17 protein-coding genes are annotated in these 18,752 nt (G+C 37.2%); 2 read left to right on the top strand and 15 right to left on the bottom strand.

Annotated features, from left to right (window positions below; all coding sequences use genetic code 11):
- Positions 1-354: 354 nt before the first annotated feature.
- The 8 genes from TR08_RS20485 to TR08_RS20450 all read right to left on the bottom strand — a co-directional run bounded on the left by TR08_RS20485 (position 355) and on the right by TR08_RS20450 (position 9,834).
- A complete protein-coding gene (locus tag TR08_RS20485; protein ID WP_045521464.1) occupies positions 355-2,004 on the bottom strand; it encodes a DUF4127 family protein in 1,650 nt (549 codons plus the stop codon).
- A gap of 24 nt (positions 2,005-2,028) precedes the next feature.
- Entirely contained in the window at positions 2,029-3,369 is a 1,341-nt protein-coding gene (locus TR08_RS20480; RefSeq protein ID WP_045521463.1) for an FAD-dependent oxidoreductase, read from the bottom strand.
- Positions 3,370-3,404: 35 nt separating this feature from the next.
- Positions 3,405-4,241, bottom strand: coding sequence for a carbohydrate ABC transporter permease (locus tag TR08_RS20475; protein WP_045521460.1), 837 nt, complete (start codon positions 4,239-4,241; stop codon positions 3,405-3,407).
- On the bottom strand, positions 4,231-5,166 hold the full coding sequence (locus TR08_RS20470) for a carbohydrate ABC transporter permease (protein ID WP_052427551.1): 936 nt from the start codon (positions 5,164-5,166) through the stop codon (positions 4,231-4,233). The genes TR08_RS20475 and TR08_RS20470 overlap by 11 nt, the downstream gene beginning before the upstream one ends.
- A gap of 14 nt (positions 5,167-5,180) precedes the next feature.
- Positions 5,181-5,873 (bottom strand): hypothetical protein, encoded by a 693-nt coding sequence (locus TR08_RS20465; protein ID WP_045521458.1) that lies wholly within the window; start codon positions 5,871-5,873, stop codon positions 5,181-5,183.
- Between the two features lie 63 nt (positions 5,874-5,936).
- Complete coding sequence (locus TR08_RS20460; RefSeq protein ID WP_045521457.1) at positions 5,937-7,220, bottom strand: ABC transporter substrate-binding protein; 1,284 nt, start codon at positions 7,218-7,220, stop codon at positions 5,937-5,939.
- Between the two features lie 102 nt (positions 7,221-7,322).
- Positions 7,323-8,024 (bottom strand): response regulator transcription factor, encoded by a 702-nt coding sequence (locus tag TR08_RS20455; protein WP_045521456.1) that lies wholly within the window; start codon positions 8,022-8,024, stop codon positions 7,323-7,325.
- On the bottom strand, positions 8,002-9,834 hold the full coding sequence (locus tag TR08_RS20450) for a sensor histidine kinase (RefSeq protein WP_052427550.1): 1,833 nt from the start codon (positions 9,832-9,834) through the stop codon (positions 8,002-8,004). Before TR08_RS20450 ends, TR08_RS20455 begins: the two co-directional genes overlap by 23 nt.
- 158 nt (positions 9,835-9,992) lie before the next feature.
- On the opposite strand from TR08_RS20450, the gene TR08_RS20445 reads away from it, so the two are divergent.
- Positions 9,993-10,817: an MBL fold metallo-hydrolase gene (locus TR08_RS20445; RefSeq protein ID WP_045521455.1), complete on the top strand. Its 825-nt coding sequence runs from the start codon at positions 9,993-9,995 to the stop codon at positions 10,815-10,817.
- 114 nt (positions 10,818-10,931) lie between these two features.
- Here the strand turns inward: TR08_RS20445 and TR08_RS20440 are convergent, their stop codons facing one another.
- The 7 genes from TR08_RS20440 to TR08_RS20410 form a co-directional block, all read right to left on the bottom strand.
- Positions 10,932-11,759, bottom strand: coding sequence for a hypothetical protein (locus tag TR08_RS20440; protein WP_045521453.1), 828 nt, complete (start codon positions 11,757-11,759; stop codon positions 10,932-10,934).
- Positions 11,746-12,669: a WD40/YVTN/BNR-like repeat-containing protein gene (locus TR08_RS20435; RefSeq protein WP_045521451.1), complete on the bottom strand. Its 924-nt coding sequence runs from the start codon at positions 12,667-12,669 to the stop codon at positions 11,746-11,748. Before TR08_RS20435 ends, TR08_RS20440 begins: the two co-directional genes overlap by 14 nt.
- A 259-nt stretch (positions 12,670-12,928) precedes the next feature.
- Positions 12,929-14,872 (bottom strand): FUSC family protein, encoded by a 1,944-nt coding sequence (locus tag TR08_RS20430; protein ID WP_045521449.1) that lies wholly within the window; start codon positions 14,870-14,872, stop codon positions 12,929-12,931.
- 417 nt (positions 14,873-15,289) lie between these two features.
- Positions 15,290-15,871: a DUF4256 domain-containing protein gene (locus TR08_RS20425; protein ID WP_045521448.1), complete on the bottom strand. Its 582-nt coding sequence runs from the start codon at positions 15,869-15,871 to the stop codon at positions 15,290-15,292.
- 376 nt (positions 15,872-16,247) lie between these two features.
- Positions 16,248-16,670, bottom strand: a complete 423-nt coding sequence (locus TR08_RS20420) for a hypothetical protein (protein WP_045521447.1) — start codon at positions 16,668-16,670, stop codon at positions 16,248-16,250.
- A gap of 185 nt (positions 16,671-16,855) precedes the next feature.
- Complete coding sequence (locus tag TR08_RS20415; RefSeq protein WP_045521445.1) at positions 16,856-17,344, bottom strand: SRPBCC domain-containing protein; 489 nt, start codon at positions 17,342-17,344, stop codon at positions 16,856-16,858.
- A gap of 19 nt (positions 17,345-17,363) precedes the next feature.
- Positions 17,364-17,648 carry an ArsR/SmtB family transcription factor gene (locus tag TR08_RS20410; protein WP_045521443.1) on the bottom strand — a complete coding sequence of 95 codons (285 nt, stop codon included), beginning with the start codon at positions 17,646-17,648 and terminating at the stop codon, positions 17,364-17,366.
- A gap of 191 nt (positions 17,649-17,839) precedes the next feature.
- Here TR08_RS20410 and TR08_RS20405 point away from each other — a divergent pair, with 191 nt between their 5' ends.
- The gene (locus TR08_RS20405) at positions 17,840-18,376 is read left to right on the top strand and encodes a YhcN/YlaJ family sporulation lipoprotein (RefSeq protein WP_052427549.1); all 537 of its coding nucleotides are present in this window, start codon (positions 17,840-17,842) and stop codon (positions 18,374-18,376) included.
- The last annotated feature ends 376 nt before the right edge of the window (positions 18,377-18,752 follow it).

The following is an 18,752-nucleotide window of genomic DNA, read 5'->3' as shown; positions in this document are numbered from 1 at the left end:
AATAGATTTATCTCCTGCTATTCATTGAAAATGAAAAAATAACCATAAAAAACCGGAACGCTCCATTAAGATCTTACTGGTTCTGATTTCATGACTTTTTAAAATTCCCATTCAAAGGAAGTTGACATAATATTGTTATGTATCGTTGTTAAGATAATCGACATTTCAATTACAGTAGCTGTCTTTTCATTGTTCAATGTGGCAAGTTTCTGGAATAAGAATGCAACTTTACTTTTATTATTAAATCAAGGACTATTTTTGGTCCTTGATTTATATTTGATAATAAACAATATTATTGAACAGAGCATAAAAAAAATGAAAGAAGGCAGAAATACTTCTGCCCTCTACTATTAATTATTCGAGGTCCAACTCTGGTTCTAACTCTGCCTCAAAAATTCTTGGCCATGGCAGGTTTACATGAACATTTTCTAGAGATGAGATAGTTTTGTAGAAATCCTTATTTCCTCTTGAACCAATGTACACTTCTTTATCATCAAAATATTGGTACCAATTTACTGTTTCAGCTGTTAATCTTTCTTTTACAAAGCTGTTTACTAAATCATATTTGTTCCCTAAGTCCCATTCACTTGCGCCAATTTGTCCGATATAGGCTCTTGCTGCCGGATGGACAACATTTTTATACCCTTGGTCTTTAGCAAACCGGTGGAGTAAAAATTCATAATGATTTTCAGCAGCCTGTTCATATAAAGGCACACCGAATCCTGACTGTTGCTCTAAAAATGCAGTACGTGCTGCTGCATGACCTACTGTAATTCCAAGTGCATTTCCAGCCGTATTCCAGCCGCTATAGGCTAGAATTTTTGTTAAATCTACTGTTTCAGCAAGCTCCGTAACAAAAGCCTCATCAGCCTTGTTAACGATTAAGACATCACCAATAGCCACTTGTTTTCCACTTGTTGTTAATTCGTTCGTTCTAGCGACAAGCTCTTCAATATCTTCTAATCTAGGTGTTCCACTCTCAGATGGTGTGTTTAATAGAAGATGGATATCAGCATCGTCCTCGTTATCAACGACTCTGCCTCCAGCAGAAACGATATGCTTTTGAACATTGTAATCGAAGGTGGTATCTTCAAAAGGAGCAATCCAGTCCTTGCCATGAACTCCTCCATATTCAATAAAGAATGCCGGAGAGGTTTTATATAATTGGTTGACAAATCGTGATACCAATACCACTCCCACTTCATCTGCACCTGGGAAGACAGCAACTTGGTCTTCGACATCTAGTTGGTTCACCTTTTGGAGTAAAAGCTCTCTTTCCGCACGATGAAGTCCATAAGGTGCTGCGTCATCCTGTGCCAGTATTAAATGGTCGATATAACCTTCATTAACCCATTCAACCATTAAGTTATTAACGGTGTGATTTCTAGCTCTAGCTTTCTTGTAATCTTCCAATACCGTCGCAGGGATCGTCGACTCTAACACTTCTAATCGCTCTTTTCCTGGCATCCCTAGGTTCACTACCTTGTCATATAAAACCGCCCACTCACTTATTAATGAATAATATTTTAAGTATTCATCGCTTATCGCAGTGACGGCTAATCTTTGAATCGTATCAAAGACATATACAGGTTTTTCAGGGTACAATTTTTTCAATTCTTTTATTACCTGGATATCCTTCGTTGCTTCTTCTAACGATTTGACGCCTGTACGAGAAGCTACTAAACCGCCATAGGCAAGCATACTCGTTGAAATGACGAACCCATCGGCTTGGTCTCCATTCTCTAAAAGCCACTTACTAATTTCTTGGCCATTTCCTGGCTGCGTAAATTTACCTATCATCTCTTTTGGCGGTGAAATCACTTGTATACCCGCAGAAGCACCCACTTTCTGTGGAAAGTAAACATTGGCGGGTCTGTCATCTAAGGGAACCAGTAAGAGTGTAGCTTGTTCTTGTTTAATTTCTTCAGCAGAAATCATAGCGACAGAACTAAAAAAAAGTAGTAATGCAAGACTTAGGGATACGATTTTTCTCCAGTGTTTCATATGTTTCCTCCTCTAAAAAAGAATTTAAATGACCACACCATTCTCTATCAAAATGCCTTGAAGCTTTTTAATATCAATATCTTTAGGTGCCACATGATCGGTAATAGCAAGTGCTGCGGCTGTTCCAGCGGCTTGCCCTGTTGCCATTGCACTAGGAGTCAGTCTAGTTGTAGCTAATGCCTCGTGAGTAGTTGAAATACATCTTCCTGCCACTAATAGATTTTCAATTACCTTTGGCACGAGACATCGATAGGGAATTCCATAACATCCGTCACCCTCGATGTCATTGGCTTGAACGCCTTTCCCGGTAGGGTCATGGATATCAACTGGATAGCCGCTGAGAGCGATCGTATCATCAAATTTCTTTCCTGCTACAACATCCTCAATCGTGAGCGCATACTGCCCGTCAATCCTTCTTGTTTCACGAATACCAATTTGCGATCCAACAGCTGAGATAGAAGCCGTTTCAAATCCAGGAATTTTCTGCTGCAAAAATTCAGCCATCATCAATACTTGCTTCCTGCCTTCTTTTTCCGCTTTGGTTAAATCAAATACATCTGTTCCATCTAGTCCTTGAACACGGGTGCAATTGACGAGTACCTCATCTTCTTCAGGACCTGCAAAAAAGAGAACTTGATCCCGATTGATCGGCACTCCGGATTCCTTCCATTCCTTATAAAATCCCTGTACACCGGTGATTGGTATTTCATCCAATTCAGCAATCGGTGTCTTTTTATAAAAATTACTTGGATTTGCCTTCATGGCTTCCTTTACCTTCGAAAGGTCCACGCCCCGCATCCTGAACTTCATCGTCATTGGCTGTGTTTTACTATCACCTTCTCTCCCTTTTAAACAAGGGGCACCCGATAAGTAAGCAATATCCGCATCCCCTGTTGTATCAACAAATTGCTTTGCAGCAACTCTTATCGGTCCTGATTTAGTTGTTAGATTAATAGAAGAAATTTTATTTCCCTCTACCTTAACCTTATCTACAAAGCTATGAACAAGGACTTCTACCCCTGCTTCATCTAGCATTTCTAATGCTAACAGCTTATATTTTTCAGGATGGTATGGGGTAAGTGTATTGGTAAACCCTACGGTATCGCGCAAATGACCAGGTGATCCATCACTATCCATTAACCTCTGAACGATTTCCTGTGCAATGCCCTTAATAACTTGTTTTCCTGATTCTGTGTGGAAGGTCATCCATGGATAGACAAGTGCTACTGTCGACATTCCACCTAAAAAACCATACCTTTCAATTAATAGTGTTTTTGCTCCTGCTCTACCTGAAGCAATCGCTGCATTGATCCCGGCAGGACCTCCACCTGCTACGACGACATCAAATTCTAGTTCTCTCTTCAAAAAAGACACATCCTTTTTCGTATTTAAGTCTCTGATTACTTGCCGCCAGTCATAGCAACCCCTTCTATAAATTGCTTTTGGGCAAAAAAGAAGATAATTAACAATGGTACAGTTGCCATCACCGATGCACTCATAAGCAGCTCCCACTTCGTACCAACCTCATCGGTAAATAAGGCCAATGCTAATGGTAAGGTCATTAGTTCTTTTGAGTTAATATAAATAAGTGGTTCATAAAATTCATTCCAGCTTGTTAAAAAAGTAAAAATCGTAAGCGTTGCAACGGCTGGTTTTGCTAACGGAAGCATGATGTTCCAGTAAATACGGAAGTACGAGCAGCCATCTAATTTGGCAGCTTCTTCAAGCTCCTTAGGCACCAATAAAAAAAATTGTCTCATAACGAATACGCCAAATACTCCTGCCGGACCTAAAATCGGAATTGCAATTAACGGAACATGTGTGTTGATTAACCCTAAATCTCTCATAAATAAAAATAAGGGAATGGTGATGACCTCTACCGGGATCATCATCGTACTTAACAAACAGAGAAAAAGAAACGAGCTCCCCTTAAACGTAAGTTTTGCAAAGGCGTAACCGGCTAATGAACCCAAAAAGATGGTTCCGACTGTTACTAAAATCGCAATATATAAGCTATTAAAATAGAAAAGATGAAATGGTGTCGATTCTAACACCTGTAAATAGTTTTCCCACTTAAACGGGTTAGGGATTAATTGGAAAATAAATATTTTCGTTGAATCCTTGAATGAAGTATTGATCATCCATAAAAAAGGGACAATCATGATAAGCGATATTAGTGATAGCACTCCGTAAAATAATACCTTTGTAAAGATTCCGTTTTTGTTTTTATTCTTCATGGAAAACCCACCTTTTTCTTGCACTCCATTGAATGATGGTAAAAAATAAGATAATCACAAATAAAACAAGTGCTATGGCCGATGCATATCCAAAATCAAATAGTTTAAATGCATTCTCCCAAATATAGTAAACTAAAACCTTCGTATGATTTCCAGGTCCACCGTTTGTCATCACATAGATTTGCCCAAACACCTTCATTGAACCTATCACCGTTAAAATTAATGTTAAAAATACAGTAGGTGTAATCATTGGCAGCGTGACATGCCAAAATTGTTTTACTTTATTGGCTCCATCTAAATAGGAAGCTTCATAAAGATTTTTGTCCACTTGCTGAAGGGCAGCTAAGAATAACACCATATTTAAACCAACATTTTTCAAAGCACTTACCACAATAACGGCTCCCAGAGCTAGATCTGGATCATAGAGCCAGGCGGGTCCGTCAATTCCAATGGCAGCAAGTACTTGGTTAATAAATCCTTCCTCGGTTCCAAACATATATTTCCAAATAATCGACCAAACCACGATAGAAGTCATCACGGGAATAAAAATCGCCGTTCGAAAGAATCCAATTCCAGGTAAATTCCTCTGTAGCAGCAATGCCAACATTAGCGCAATCAGGATATTGATTGGCACCAGACCGGCTGCAAAAATAAGCGTGTTTTTCAATACTACCCAAAAGTCGGGATCATTTACTAAGCGTTGATAGTTTTCCGTCCCAATGAAATTTGGATCACCGAGAAGCTGCCAATCTGTTAAACTCATATAAATGGAATAGACTAGCGGAAAAAACATAATCAACAGAAAGCCAATCACCATTGGACTAACAAATAAATAGCCATAAAACGATTCACTGCCGATGAATTTCTTTCTTCTTTTGATACCCTTTGTGGGTAGAACTTTCTCAGTTTGAACATTTGATTCCAACTCTCCTACCCCCTTTACAATGAATCGATTGCATTTCGAAAAGATATAATAGCATGTTGAATACTTTCTTCAGTGTGTCCAATCACGATGGCACCGAGCATAACCGCTTTTACCCCAGCCTTAGCTAGTAAAGGAATATCAGAAGGAACTAACTTCCTTTGTGAAGGAACAAGAACAGGAACATCGACATGTTGGACAAGCCAATTATAGGCAAGCACATCCTTGAAGGTTAGTGGCGATCCATACTCTTCTCCTCGAATGATGGACGCTTCTAAAGCGGTAACACCCAAATGCTTAACGTTACCTATAGTTTCGAGAGAATAGTCACTCGATATCGCAAATGTTTTTTCAATCTTGTCTAGCCCAAGCATCCAGCTTGGTTTATCATGGGCATAAATGGAATAAAAATTGAACCCTAGAGCGATGAGCTGCTCCATTTCACTTTGTTTTATATCTCCAAATGACCCACCCGGAACGATTCCAAGTGGTCCAGAAAATTCATCCCTAATACTGCGAAATATTTCAACATAAGATTCCACTGACTTAAACATATTTCCTGATGCACGATGATTGACATTCACATGCAGTTTAACTGCATCTACGCCTGTCTGAATGGCAGCCCTTGCTAAATCGAATCGATTTTCTGGTAAACTCACAATTAAAGTCATTTTATTTTCTGTAAGATTTTGTTTTAATGATGCCGTCATAGTCTTTCACCCCTGTAAAAGGTATGCGGTTAAGCCTATTCAGGTTTAACCGCATCTTTTTGATTACTTCAATATCGGATTGATTTTTTCTTCCATACCTTTTAAGATGTCTTCTGGCTTTTTCAATTGACCAAATAGTTCGTCGAACCCAAATTGAATCGCCGTATCAATTTTTTGCCATTCCACATGACCAGCTTGTAAACGGGCATTATCCATTTCATCAATAACCGCACGTTTAATACTTTCTGCCGGCGGGTTATTTGGCTGATTTACAAACGCGTCAGAACTTAGCACAGACTCACGTGGTGGTACAAAGAATGTGGATGTTTCAGTGATTCCCTCTTGACTTGTAAAAAATTTAAGTAATTCTTTAGCCTCTTCCGGATGTTTTGAATCTTTAAATAATCCATATCCTGCCTGACCTAGCATTGGAAATCTGCCTTCTGTTCCTTCTGGAAGTGGTGCAATGTCCCACGCAAAATCTTTTACATTACGAGCAGCTGATACATAGCTATAAACGTCGAAGAACATCCCAATTTTTCCAGAATCAAAGCTTATTTGTTCACCAGCTTTTGGATGTGATGAATCTTTGAACATCATACGATCAAGCATGCTTAATGTTTCGAGACCTTGTGGGCTATTCCAAGTGAATTTGCTCATGTCTTTATTAAACAAGTCACCGCCATTACCCCAAGTATGTGATAGTAAGGAAATCCACGTATTCCAATCACGGAAGAAGTTCGCACCATAGACACCATCAGCTGAAATCGCCTTTGCTGACTTTTCGAACTGCTCCCAATTCCACGTTCCCGCTGCTACATGTTCATTTGGTGTTTTCTCACCAGCATTTACGAACAAGTCTTTGTTATAGAACATAACCATTGGCGGAGTTGAAAATGGGATTCCGTACAATTTACTATCCTTCTCGAATAAATCGAGTGTGGATGGGAAAAAGTCATCCATGTTATATTCTTTATCTTCCTTAAAGGAAGATACATCTGCTAACAGTCCATTTTCCATAAATTGAGGTGCCATCCGCTCTGCCACCCAACCAACATCCGGTAGTTCTCTACCAGCAGCTAAAACGGTGATTTTCTGCTGATAATCTGGAAATGGTACACTTTCCATCTTCACCTTAATATTCGGGTGTGTTTCGTTAAATTTTGCAATTAATTTGTTGTACACTTCTTGATGTGCTTCATTTCCCCACATCATAAAGGTCAACTCAACTTCTTCATCCTCTTTTGAGCCATTTTCCTTCGATCCCGTTTCAGTGTTGTTACTGCACGCCACTGTAAACGCTACCATTAAAAGTGTTAAAAAAATGAGTCCTATCTTTCTCTTCATTTGACATACCTCCCTTTGTCTTACATTTTAAAGATGAAGCCCTACAAAAAATATCCCTTCAAAAAGAGATATAGTTCGTTAATCATAGATTTGTAAAAAATTTTATGAAAAATTCCGAAATTGCACGGGTGTTGTCCCTACCTCTTGCTTAAAGACAGTCATAAAATGCTTGGGACTTCTATATCCTGAAAGCTGTGCCACCTCGTATACCTTTAAACTAGTACCTTTTAATAAATGCTTCGCCCGTTTTAAACGTTCTTCCGTTATATAATCCGTAAAGGTTTGATTCAGTTCTGACTTGAATAATTGTCCTACATATTGTGGATTCAAATAGACATGGTCTGCGATGTGTTTTAAGGTAATTTCATGACTTAAGTTGTCATTTATGTATTGAAGGATTTTTTGGAATTGTTTTGAGGTTTCTATTTTCTCTTCCTCTTGATCCTTAAATATTTTTGATAACGTCTCTGATAACTCGACTCTATTTATAGGTTTTAATAGATAATCGGTGATACTGTAACGCATAGCAGTCCGGGCATATTCAAAATCACCATGCCCACTTAAAATAATAATCGGTACATCTTCGGAAATCTGTCTTACCCTAGAAATAAAGGTAAGTCCATCCATACCGCCCATTCGTATATCGGTAATAATTAAATGCGGTATTCGTTGGTGAAAAAGGGTTAGTCCCTCCTCACCACTTTTTGCTTCCGTAACCTGAAACCCTCCGATCACTTGTTCAAGTAATATTTTTAGCCCCTGTCGAATAATGGCTTCATCCTCAACCACTAATATTTCTTTCACGAGTTTCTTCCCCCATTCTCTGTATTGGTAGTGTCAACGTTACTGAAAACCCATTCTGTTCCCTACCATCAATGGTTATTCCAAATTGTTTTCCATAAAGGAGCTGTAGACGTTCATGAACATTTGTTAAAGCAATCCCATTATGTTTTTCAGACGATACTGTATGTTGATTCTCAATTAATCTCTTAAGCTTTGTTAATTCTAGTTCGGTAATCCCTTTCCCGTTATCCCTAATAGATATTTTTAATAACCCTCTCTCTACATATGCCTTTATAAAAATGTGCCCGCCTTGTTGAAAAATCCCATGAACAATGGCATTCTCGACAAGTGGTTGTAATACAAGCTTTGGCAGTAAAACTTTATTTAGATTTGGTTCAATGCCTTCAGTATATTGGAGGTTTTCACCTATCCTTACCTTTTGGATCGCCACATAGGACCGAATAAAGGATAATTCTTCATCCAAGGTAATAATTTTGGATGAGTTATCGATGGTGTACCGAAGTAATTTACCCAGTGAAGAGACCATATCCGATACTTCTAGATTGCCCTTTGTAATCGCAAGCATATTGATAGATTCTAATGTGTTATAGAGAAAATGCGGGTTCATTTGACTTTGCAGCGCCCTAATTTCAGCCTCTTTTTCTCGTAAACTCGTTGTGTAAACCTCTGAGACAAGGCGATCAATTTCATTAATCATGAGGTTAAACCCTTTTCCTAGTTCACCAATTTCGTCATTGGACTGGATCGTTACCCTCTGGGCAAAGTTCCCCTTTTCCACTTTACCCATCGCTTTTCGTAATGAGTGAATCGAACCTACTAGTGGCTTAGAAAGCAAAAATCCTAATAAAAATGAGATGAGTATTCCCACGATAACAACTAAAATGATCACTTTCCGTAGATGATTCACTTCACTAAATACACTAGATCGTGGCGTGAGCATGATGGTTTTAACACCGGAATAGCTTGACTGATGATAGACCATCATATAGTCTGTACCATTTATCGGGATGTTGGTATAGTTATTCACCTTGATATTTTCAATCTCTGATAGAAAAGAGGATTCAATTAGTTTATCTTCCTTATTGGGGTAAATAAACTCGTTATTCTTATCCAGGATAAAAATATGACTTTTCGCATTTGAATTACTGACGATTTCATTGATTAATTCCTGCTTTAAATCAATTTTAATAATTCCTAGCGGTTCATGGCTGGAGGGATCTCGTATGAGCCTAGCTACAGAAAATACAGAAGTGTCTTTATTTAAATAATAATTTGGTTTATGTAAAGGAAGCAGGACCCACTCCCCGTCTGCCTTTTTTATCCTATTGATCCAGTCATTATCTGTTTCGAAAACTTTTAGCAAGACTGTATTTGAATCTAAATTACTAAAGATTGTACCGTCATTTGCCATGATATGTATACCTCTAATTTCATTTCGCATATGGATGAGACTAGAAATATATCTCCACATCGGAACTCTTTCAGCTGCTGGGGGAAACGATGTAACCTCACTAGGTGTTTGATGTGATTGCAAGATGTCCAAAACCTCTTGGTCATAAAATGGTGACAAAGAAATAATCTGCATTTCCTTTAAATAGCGATTTAAATGCTGGTTAATTTGATCCGCCAATTGAATCTGATATTCTTCGGTTTTGTTCTGGCTCGATTTTGCAAATTGATAGTAAGTAATACTTCCTAGAATGGAAGCAGTAATGAGAATAAGAAGAGAAAAAACAAGTATCAATTTTGCTCGGTATGGGAGGGAAAGTAGATAATTTTTGATCGTTTGATGAAATTTCCTCATTTTCATGTATTTCCCCTTACGTAAAGTGTTACCTATAGCTTTCTACACTTATAGTTGAAATCCTTTTCTGAACTTTCGGAATAAAATCAGTATTAAATTAATGAATACCTATTCATTTCGTGTTAAACTTTGACAAAGGGAAGGTTTTGGGGAGGTTTCATTTTATGTTATTAAAGAAGAGTTTCAACCAGCAGACGATAAAGGGTGTTCAAGCTGGAAACGGGACAGTAGCATTTCAAGGGGTAAAATTAAATGTTTATTGTTTCGTCCTCGACGGAGTTCTTATTGATACGGGTGCCGCATCATTAGAAAAGGAATTTAAACCATTTTTTAAACAACAGGATATCGATCAAGTGGTCATCACACATTTTCATGAAGACCATACAGGCTGTGCAGCTTTTTTACAAAATGAAATGAATCTACCTATTTATATGAATGATATGATGTTGGATTATTGTAAAAAGAAGCCTGATTATCCACTATATCGAAAGGTGTTCTGGGGGAAGCGTCCTCCTTTTCATGCAGAGACAATTGGAAAAACTTTTTCATCCCGCCATGCCACATGGGACGTGATTGAAACACCTGGTCATGCTATCGATCATTTGGCATTCTTAAATCGTGAAACCGGTCAACTATTTACTGGTGATTTGTATTGCCAGGAAAAGACAAAGGTTATTTTACGAGAAGAAAGCATTCCAACCATCATCGATTCGTTAAGGAAAGTATTAACCTTTGATTTTGGGGATGTGTTTTGCTGCCATGCTGGCTTTTTAGAAGATGGGCGTGCTGCTTTACAAAGAAAGCTTGATTATTTGTTAGATCTCCAAGGTAAAATCATCAAACACTACGAAGATGGCTTGTCACCAAATCAAATTAGCAATACCCTTTTTCCAAAAAAATATCCCATCACCATGTTTTCTTCAGGGGAATGGAACTCGATGCACATTATAAACTCGATTCTTCAAGAACAGAAGTTTATAAAACAATGAAATTAAAAGCCGAAATCCATATGCGATTCGGCTTTTAATAGTATGAAACTCTTATAATTTTCCACCACTAATACTTAGTAGGACAGTATTATTCAGATGATACATACTCCAGGGTTATTGGCTTATTATGATCCAGGGTTGCTTTATATATGGTAATTTCACCAGGGGTGGTATGGGTTCATTCGAGTTACTTTTAAAATTTTCATTTAATCCGATCGTCCATTGTGCTTCGTTATTTTTCATCAAAACAACAGCGATTGTCCCAAATTGAACAATATTTCCCCAGTCATATCTTTCAATTTCACCGTTGTTGTCTATCGTAATACCTTCAGAAGCACTAATAATCCGCATATTGCCCACTTCCCATTTTCCCTGGATAGATGGACCAACATAAGAATATGATGAACCTCCATTACGATCACCGTATGTACCAATGTATTGGTGTATTTTATTATCAGCCGCTTTGTATGTAAGTGCTGCAATGTCTTTTTCTAACCATTTTACCTTAAACTCGCCATTTGTTTTATAGGGCAAGTTTTCCTTTGGTCGAGCGAATATCCCATAGTAGGTTCTATAATATGTTGACTGACCAGTTTCTGTATTTTCTTTTATGACAAACACATGTTTAAGGTCTGGTGAGATGCTTACAATGTGATTTATTTTACTGCTATGGTTTATAAGCAAGCCCACAAGTAGGAGGACGAGAATCACTAGTATACTCCCAATTATCATTTTCCACTTATTAGTTACAGTTAGCAGAAGAAAAATGGAAAAAAACATGGAGACAAAAATTATAATGTTTATCACATAAAAAATTCGATTATCTGAGTACTCCATACCGTATCTTGATTGTAAAAAGAAGTATCCCATTTGGATACAAAAGAGCCCAATGGCGATAAGGAAAAACAACCACCCCACGATTTTCTTCTTATTCAGATTCATTTGGCAGTACCTCCATGGAAAACTCCCATGTTTTACCGTTGTCGTTTGAAGTGAATTTTCCCTTTACTTTCCCACCTTCGTAGTCCCCATTAGGTCCTTGATTGATATAAACAGCCAAGTGATTTTCTTCTTTAAAAGGGACTTCAGACATCACAAAAATTTCATGATACTTCTCTGGAATCATTACATTGGCTTTACTCCAGGAGTTCCCACCATCTTGTGTGACGTAAAGATCTGGTTCTATAGGATTAAGGATTCCGAATGATAAAAAGCCTGTGTTTTCATCAACAAATCCTCCATCATAAATTAATCTAGTAACATTTGAATGGTTAGTCTCTCTCCATTGCTTACCACCATCATTCGTGATATAAACGGTCGTCCATTCCTGTGACATAGTTCGATCACCTGAAATGATGACATATCCAAAGGACTCATTTAAAAAATTAACCTTTCGGAAACGGATTGTCGGATATTGAGCCGTCACAACACTATCTTCCCACGTTTCTCCTTGGTTAAGAGAATATTTCAATTTGATACTGTTGCCTTCTGAATATAAAAAGGCAGCACGATTTTGCGTAAGGATATAGCTATTCTCAATGAGTTCTTGCGCGTTTCCATTATATTCTCCTGCAAATAATTTCTCTTTTTCAATTGGGACTATAGACCAATCATCTCCTTTATTAAAGGTGATTTGTAATTGATCGTTTTGAAGCGAGTATCCAATTGAATTGTCTTCATAGATTGGCAGAAATGGGCTCGGTTGAGGTGGTTCGAATTCTTGTGTATCTTGCTCTTCAATTGGTTGACTCCGTCCTGGTGTAGTTAATTCTGGATGCTTTTCAAAAAAGTATGTGGCAACCGTTATTCCAACCAACATTATACAAATTGTACCTATGATGATATTTTTCACGCTGAAATACTCCTTTTTCCTTGCATTTCATTTTCTGAAAATGTTTCCTTCTAACCGCAGACTAATAAAACTACATCCACTTACTATTTTACTAGATTTTACAAATTAATCCAAAAAAAAAAAAAAGAACCATCCACGGGTGAGTTTTGTTTAAGTAAAAACCTTCACAATCTTTTTTTACCTTAACAAAATCTAATCCCTTAATGTGTAGGGGCATATCAAAAAGACGCTTTCTTACTAAAGATAAGCGCCCTTAAATTTAAAAAGAAACTCCTTCATCTATTTGAAGGGATTTTTGCAAGGTAATAATCTCATTATGTATACTTGGAAACTTTTCAATTTCAGGGACGTTTTTTATTGAGGGTGACTGTTTTCGATTGGCGGCATTAGCCATCGTTTCACAAACATAAAGCAATTGGGAAAGGGTTTTATCTGATAAAATAGGACGATATTCATTTTTTGAGCAATTTTCCAGTAAATATCCTAAATGCTCTATGGAAAATATGACTGGCCAGTAATATTCTAGTGCTTTTTTATTAACTGGAATTTCACCTGTAGCTGTATCATATAGTGTTTTTAAATTATTTAAATTCGTTCGCATTTTCATTATTTCTCTGCTTTTTCTCGCATTATATCCGGTTCCCTGGTCAGAGAAAAGAATTAATAAAAATTGCGCCTGACTTCGGATCGTTTTGGTTATTAAATGTGGGAGTCGACTAGAGGCAGACTGTCTTCCTACGAAGAATACTCCTATTAGACCAATGACAATACCGATAAAGATATCAATTAATCTGGCTGATGCAAAATAAGTAAAGGTAAAGCTTCCATGACTCGTGCTTTCAGCCATAAGCAAAGCATTCGGTGTAAAGAACAACGCAGCAAGACCATAATTTTTTACAATAAACAACTCTGTAATGAACGTCAATAGCAGAATAAGTACAGCTATGATGAATCCAGAAGGGTGAGTCATAAGAATTAAACTTGCAATCAATATACCTAGGATTGTACCAAATGCTCTTTGAATCGCACGATGATAGGTAGCGACAATAGTAAAGCCTGACATAACAGCTACACAGGATAACGGTACCCAAAAGGGCCTTGTAAATTCAAACTGATACGCTATAATAGCAGCGATAATGGTGACAATACCGAACCGTACAGCAGTAATAAAAACAATGGAGTTTTTATCAAAGGCCCCCAAAAAAATGGTCCTGAGTGATGGTTTAAAAATTCGAATCACTTGATTAATCTTTGAAGCTGGTTCATTCATGATCGCATCAGCATCGGTAATTTTTGTGAATAACTGTAGAACTGATTCATCCATTTCTTCCGGCAGAAGGATTTTTTTAGAAACACTTTCACTCTTATTTTTCAGATCAAGCGAATTAGCAATTTCCCGGATAAATTCTCCTAATTCTGGTGGCAATTTTACGTGAGTCTTCGAAAAATTTTCAAGTACATACAAAAATATCGTGTTTGCTTGATCATTTAAGATAACTAATCGATTAAATATGTCAGTATTTCTCCAAGGTATATATCCTACTGCAAGTGTTTGTTCTGCTTCCTTCAAGCCTGACATGACTCTGTGTCTTGTCTCATTATATTTCTCTGTACCAACTGAATCAAGAAACGCAGCCAGTTCTGAATATACTTTTTTTACTACACCTGTTTCCGGGCCATGAGGATCAAAAAACCAACCAATCATGGCAAGCACCCACGATAGTGCACCTCCTAGAAATACAAGGCCGGCGCGCAGCAATACAAGTTCTGGATGAACAGGCATACCAGTTGTCATTGCAAAAACTAAAACGAAAAAGATCGCAGATGGCCCTATAATTTTTAAAGCTCCAAAAATAAAAATAGACGCAGCTCCAATAATCCCCATCAAAATAGCTACTGCAAGTGGATAAGGGGCAGCAAGAGTCCCTAAAGCAGAGACTAAAGTCATTCCAAGTACCACAAAAAATAGCTTTTTAGCTCTTTGAGCATATGGGATATTAAACACATAAAGATAAGTAAAGCCCCCCATTCCAGCTATCAACCCATATTCTAGATTCCCAAATAATAATCCAATAATGACTGGCAAAGATGCAGCTAATCCTGCACAAAACGCCTTTACCCATGGAAAAGGTTTCCTATTAACAGTTAAAGCCTGTTTTATAATGGAGGGGGATTTGGGAGAGACAGAAGGTGTTTCTCTCATACTGATTACTCCTTTTCCAAAATCATCTACATATTAATAAATTTGTGAATAAAAATACAAAAACACAATCGTGATTATTATCAAAATTCAGTTGAATTGCTATTTTCCTACCAAAACAGAATCGCTAAAGCGATTTTTATGATGTCCCAAATGAAGTGAAATCATTTGCGACTTTTTTTTTCATTTTGTGCATAGTGAATCTCCTTATTCTATAAACCTGTCAGTTATTTAAGTACACACCTTCACAATCTCTTCTAAACTTTAATATAGATATCCAATTTTCTGTAAAGGTGTTGTTCTACTAAATGGCCCGATTGTTGAAAAAAAGCTAAATGACGATTGTTCAACTAAACTGACCCTATTAGCTCAATAACAAAATAGGATCGCCGCAGCGATCCCGTTCTTTCTGTGCAAAATTTAGACCCTTAGCGAGCCACGGAACCCTCTGGCAGCATAGTAAGATTCCGCACCGTTGTGATACACGAAGACGTGCCCGAAGCGACGATCGCAAAAAAGGGCACCGCCGAGTTCTCTAATATCAGAGGGTGTTTGCACCCAGCTCGACGTTTTAATATCGAAATTTCCAAGTTTCTGCAAAGCTCGATATTGTTCTTCCGTTAAGAGTTCAATGCCCATGGCAGCTGCCATATCAATGGCGTTATTTTCTGGTTTATGTTGTTTCCTTGACTCCAGCGCTTCACGGTCGTAACAAACACTTCTTCTACCTTTAGGACTTTCCGCTGAACAATCACAAAAAATGTATTCGTTCGTCTTTATATCATGTCCAACAATATCCGGTTCACCGCCACTGCTTTCCATTTCATTGAGCGACCACAGTTTTTCAGTATTAGCTTTCAGCTTTGCTTGTACTTTAGCCCATTCAAGCCCTTTATGGCGGTTCATATTTTTCTCAAAACGGGCTTTCAATGCTCTGAGTAGTTCTTCAAGTTGTTCTGGTGACAACTCCTTTTTATTGCTGATTTTATTTCTCTGTGTCATATTAGTTTCCCCCTTATTGTTTTTACTCATAATGGTTTAAGTATACATAAATATAATTTGTTTTATAATAAATAGTTTTCTGAAGCTAATTGGAAGAAATCACGATATTATCCCCCTCTATAAATAAAGAAAAAATCAAATTTATTTCCCTTTGAAAGCCTATCTTAATATTACCTCAAGAGAAATATTTTTTGAATTGCGTATTACGTTGAGTGTTCAAGACGTTTCCGAGACTTAGAGGCGAAGTCCTGAGCTAACCTGCTTCGTTAACATAACAAGAAAAAGCGATCGCCGCAGTGGTCCCTTCTGACCTTTGCTTGAAAAAGAAAGAGGCATTACCATGTTCTGATAATGCCTACTGTTAATGATATAAAATCTAAACTTCTTCCTGATATATTTCTGATTTTATGGGCTTTAAATTCAAAGGTATTTTAAACTCCTGAAGTTTTTCAATATGATTAAAAAAATCTTCTATATCATCGTAATCCATTGACCATTCAGATACCTCTAATTTTCTTAACTCATCTATTGGTTTAAACAACCATTCACAGTGAAGATGTTCCATATGAGAATACTCGTCTTCTTCATAAACAGTAAACTGCCGTACTAAATCAAAATGAAATAGTTCCTCTCCAGTAAAATCATAAACACCACATTGAAATAGAATTTCTTTATCTTCTTCTCCTTCAACTGGTTCTTTACAAAAATCTTTAAATGTTTCCCAAACTTTTTTTATATCATCAGCGTCTTCACCAATCTTCTCTTTAAGATAACTTTCAGCATTTTTAACCGTAACCATTACAACACCTCCGATAATATTATGTAAGTCTTTAGCTCTTATTCTACAATCGGGCCAGATTGTGGAGTAACTTATTGTGCGAACGATGAAATTTTGAAATTAATTATTATTAAGCTAAAGGGGGAAAGTTATAAACAACAAAAATACCGTTGGTCGGTGTTTTTTGCTGCGGCTATTTTTACGGTTTATATCTTTGTTAGGTATTCATCTAATTGATCAAAGGTTCCGGTATATCCTTCCTGAGCCATATCTTTTGAATCCTCGAAGGTTTTGAACTCATCCTCAGTCGGGGATACGGGAATCACAATCATTGTTAGGGTTGTTTTTCCTGCGTCCTCGATGAACGTAATGGTATTCAGGATTTCCATTGGCCAATTTGCGTTAAAGGGTGCACGTAAAGTGTTACCTTCTTCATCAGAAAAGAAACTGGTGTAAACGATTTTCTCTGGTGCAATAATTTCACTGTATACAAATTTAACCCACATTACGTTGCCGTCAGCAGGTTTCTGGCTGTAATGAAAGACACCGCCCCGACGGAAATCTGATTTAGAAACCTCAAACGTCCATCCTTTTGGCCCCCACCAGTTCTTTAGGTGTTCTGATTCAGTGAATGCCTTAAACACAAGTTCACGTGGAGCATTGAAAGTATGAGTGATTTTGATTTGAGTTGACATTATGATTCCTCCAATAATTTTAGTTTTCATTCTCTTTATTTTCTCTCTTTTGCAGATCCTGCAAATAACGATCCAAGTTGTCGAATTTTTCTTCCCAAATGTTACGGAATTCTTTCAGCCATAAATCTAAGGCTTCGAAGGGCTCTGACCTCAGCTTGTAGATTCGACGATTCACTTCTGCATCAAACTCCACCATTCCTGCTTCATGCAGTACACGGAGATGTTTAGATGCTTGAGGCTGGCGAATATGAAGATGGTCTGCTATTTCCCCCACTGTTAGTGGGCCTGAACAAACGGGCAGGATAGTTAATTTACACCTTTAAGTTTTAATACCATTTTTTGAAGAACCTTTACCTATCTTCTCCTTTTCATTCCATTTAAAGTCGGCGATACAAGCCGCTTCTGGAGAGGTCAAAGATATTAATCATTTTCCATGTATAACAACTCCTACAATGTTTATATTAATAATCGTAACCATTATAAGGAGGGATAACATTGAAAAAAGCAAAACTTTTTCCTATGTTTTTTTTGTTCATTTTTTCATTGATGGGATGTAATGCTAATAATAATGATGATGTAGCAATGAACAATCGTAACAACGATGGAGCACGGAATGTACGATATCAACCTGACAATGTGGATACTAGAAGAATTACAAATAATCAAAATGATATTGATCGAAATTTCGATAACAATACTCGAATGGAAGTAGCTGATAAGGCTGCTGATAGAATTACTGATTTAGACGAAGTAGATAGTGCAAACGTAATTGTAACAAATCGAAATGCATATGTTGCAGTTGAATTGCGCGATAGTGCAAAAGGTGAGGTAACAAATCGGCTTGAGAAAAAGATTGCAGACAAGGTTAGGGATTCAGATCGTGATATTCAGAACGTTTATGTATCATCAAATCCAGACTTTGTGGAAAGAATGAAAGATTACGGTAGAAGAATTAAACAAGGGCATCCAATAGAAGGCTTTTTTGATGAATTTAATGAAACGGTTAGAAGAGTCTTTCCTAATCCACGTTAAAAAGTAAATTTGTCACGTTTCTTATTTTATAGTGAAGCCCAGTCTAAGTATATTTTACAAGAATCTATAAGTCAAAAAGCCTTGGATTGTTAAATATGTCTAAGGCTTTTTGTATTATAAACATATCTTGTTCTTCAAGTAACGGGTGCAAGAGTTAAAGATCTAAGCTGTCATTATGGCTGCTTTTCTTTTTGTACAACGGTGAAGGATAGTTATAGTTGCAACATTTTAAGAACTCATTTAAATTTCGTGTAAATCTGTCCTAATAGGGCAAAATATGTAACGGGATTGTGCTGGAAAGTACATGCCTATTTTAAATAAGGAGTGAGATGAGTGGCTGATAAAAACCAACGCAATAATATCGATAATGATGCTG

It is taken from the genome of Neobacillus niacini (assembly GCF_000759675.1).
In the GTDB taxonomy this organism is placed as follows: Bacteria; Bacillota; Bacilli; order Bacillales; family Cytobacillaceae; genus Neobacillus; species Neobacillus niacini_A.
The sequence above is the reverse complement of the archived record's forward strand: the minus strand, read 5'-3'. Positions and strand labels throughout refer to the sequence as shown.

What these genes read in the sequence shown, in the direction of transcription:
- TR08_RS20485 (WP_045521464.1), bottom strand. Translation starts at nt 2,004, where the DNA reads ATGAAACACTGGAGAAAAATCGTATCCCTAAGTCTTGCATTACTACTT.
- TR08_RS20475 (WP_045521460.1), bottom strand. Translation starts at nt 4,241, where the DNA reads ATGAAGAATAAAAACAAAAACGGAATCTTTACAAAGGTATTATTTTAC.
- TR08_RS20465 (WP_045521458.1), bottom strand. Translation starts at nt 5,873, where the DNA reads ATGACGGCATCATTAAAACAAAATCTTACAGAAAATAAAATGACTTTA.
- TR08_RS20460 (WP_045521457.1), bottom strand. Translation starts at nt 7,220, where the DNA reads ATGAAGAGAAAGATAGGACTCATTTTTTTAACACTTTTAATGGTAGCG.
- TR08_RS20450 (WP_052427550.1), bottom strand. Translation starts at nt 9,834, where the DNA reads ATGAAAATGAGGAAATTTCATCAAACGATCAAAAATTATCTACTTTCC.
- TR08_RS20445 (WP_045521455.1), top strand. Translation starts at nt 9,993, where the DNA reads ATGTTATTAAAGAAGAGTTTCAACCAGCAGACGATAAAGGGTGTTCAA.
- TR08_RS20440 (WP_045521453.1), bottom strand. Translation starts at nt 11,759, where the DNA reads ATGAATCTGAATAAGAAGAAAATCGTGGGGTGGTTGTTTTTCCTTATC.
- TR08_RS20430 (WP_045521449.1), bottom strand. Translation starts at nt 14,872, where the DNA reads ATGAGAGAAACACCTTCTGTCTCTCCCAAATCCCCCTCCATTATAAAA.
- TR08_RS20425 (WP_045521448.1), bottom strand. Translation starts at nt 15,871, where the DNA reads ATGACACAGAGAAATAAAATCAGCAATAAAAAGGAGTTGTCACCAGAA.
- TR08_RS20420 (WP_045521447.1), bottom strand. Translation starts at nt 16,670, where the DNA reads ATGGTTACGGTTAAAAATGCTGAAAGTTATCTTAAAGAGAAGATTGGT.
- TR08_RS20415 (WP_045521445.1), bottom strand. Translation starts at nt 17,344, where the DNA reads ATGTCAACTCAAATCAAAATCACTCATACTTTCAATGCTCCACGTGAA.